This window comes from Candidatus Omnitrophota bacterium (assembly GCA_028715415.1).
Taxonomy (GTDB): Bacteria; Omnitrophota; Gorgyraeia; order Gygaellales; family Profunditerraquicolaceae; genus JAQURX01.
In genome coordinates this window covers 19,779-21,781 of sequence record JAQURX010000002.1, presented here as the reverse complement: position 1 = coordinate 21,781, position 2,003 = coordinate 19,779, and the positions used below count along the sequence as shown (strand labels likewise).

General features: G+C 36.9%; 2 protein-coding genes and 1 riboswitch. Both genes read right to left on the bottom strand.

Annotated features, from left to right (window positions below; genetic code table 11):
• Positions 1-74: 74 nt before the first annotated feature.
• Positions 75-164, bottom strand: a riboswitch (cyclic di-GMP riboswitch).
• 434 nt (positions 165-598) lie between these two features.
• Positions 599-1,087, bottom strand: coding sequence for a hypothetical protein (locus PHO70_01120; protein MDD5431581.1), 489 nt, complete (start codon positions 1,085-1,087; stop codon positions 599-601).
• Positions 1,071-1,994: a hypothetical protein gene (locus tag PHO70_01115; GenBank protein ID MDD5431580.1), complete on the bottom strand. Its 924-nt coding sequence runs from the start codon at positions 1,992-1,994 to the stop codon at positions 1,071-1,073. Before PHO70_01115 ends, PHO70_01120 begins: the two co-directional genes overlap by 17 nt.
• Positions 1,995-2,003: the final 9 nt, after the last annotated feature.

Below are 2,003 nucleotides of genomic sequence, written 5' to 3'. Positions count from 1 at the left end.
TTTCTTTTTTTATTCTTTAACAAACTATTTATTAATGCTTCAAAAAAAAGCCGGATTGTCAAATAATTTTTTTATTCGGCAACCCGGCTATCCTACAATTCTTTCTCGCGTGAGGACCCGTGGCTTTGTGTCCTCCGATTACTCGGAGTTTACCTTTTTCAGATAAACAATCTTATTTCCAAGAGCATCAAAAGTATATCATATAGTTATTAATAGTGTCAAGCAAAAAATCATACCAAAATGATAGCGCTTTCATATTGAAAGTTCTTTAGTTTGAGCATGTTTTAACTCTGCTTAAAAAATTTACTTTTAGTTAGTTTAATTGTCAATTACCTGGCCAGAAAAGAAGCAAAAGCTTCCCAAAAACTATTGTTTTTCATGATTACTTCACTTTTAGAGAACCTAATGGTGGGATGTTTGAAACACTGGTAGAAATAAGAGGCTGGCTTGAAAGGCGCTTATTCGTGGCAACGAAACAAGCTTAACCAACCTCTATTTTTCTATCTACCAGCGAAAACCTTGTTTCAGAATGGACATTTTTATTGTATTTTATCCAGATTGGACATTACTTATTAGCAGATTGGACAATTAAAACATGCTAAAAACAATCTGGAAACTTGCCTCTAATGGTATCTACCTGCTGTTGCTTATCTGCTGCTTCATCTCTTAAAGATGTTGCTTCAGATTTATACTGCTTAATTGAAATATCGCTTACGCTGCCTACCAATGCCGCGCTTACTGCCAAACTTGCAGCACTCTGCTCCAATTTATCTGCCTGACTATAAAGGTTACTAATTGATGTTTCTAAGCCGGTTACTCTTTCTCTAATTACATCACAATCATGCACAAGCTCAGGGAGTATTGTAGGGACAAGATCTGACCCCGGAGTATCTAAAGAAACGTCTTTGGTCGCTCTTTTATCATACTGTTCGCCTTGGCCAAAAGTATCTGCGCTCTGGCGGTATTTTGCCTGCAAGGCTCGAACAAAAAAGGCCCTCCCTGCCAAAATTGCAGCAGCTACTACTGCAATAATCACAGCATACTCAACAAATGATTGAGCGTTTATAAAACTATTTCTTCTTCTCATAGTCTACTCTTATAGCGGTAAAGCCTGGTAAATATCCCTGCTTTCCTCCCTCTGCTTTTGCATTGTTGATAAAACCAACTTTACAGGTATCGCTTTTTTGATTAGCATAACTCAATTCTCCAAACCAAACCTCTCCCATAATCTGAGAAAATCCTATTTTTCCTTGCTGGCAAGTTGGGCATGATTCCAAATCCCATAATTTTTCAGTTGCCTTACTGTAATCTGTTTTTGTAATTGGGACTTCATCAACCAATGACCATCCGGATGAAGGCATTTTTCCTTTATAATAATCCATAACCTTCTCAATATCATCTTGAGTATAATAAACTGCTTTTAAATACTCGGCTTTTTCTGAAAGGCTAACTAACACTGCTCCGGGATAAACCGGGGCAACATTCTTTTGGGGCTTAGCCATTAATTTTGGAATTGGGCTTGCCTGAGGAGAAACTTTAAACTTTTCGAAATCAGGCTTTCCTATGCTAATTGAATAATCAACCCTTCCTTGCTGCCTGACTTCTTTAGGAAGGAATGTTACAGTGAGCATCTTCCCGTCTTTTTCATAAATAAGATTGTTGTCAAAAAATAAATCTAAAGTTGAACCCTCTTTTATCTCCTCTTTTTTGTCTCCCATTAAACCATCCAAAATCTGCTTTTCCTTCCAACCTAAATTAATTAGTTCCCGTTTATAGAAATCCTTTATACTCTTTTCATCCTGCGTGCTGGTATAATATGTAAATTTGAATTCTGTCCCGGAAAAGACTTTTGTTTGCGTCCTTAGCTGTTCGGTTTCAGGGGGAGCCGGTATATATGAATTATCCCACCAAGCAGAAAAACACGTTCCCAAATTAGATAAAATAAATAAAGCCGCGAGAAAAGAAATTATCTTGTATCTTGCTTTTAACAACACTTTACACCT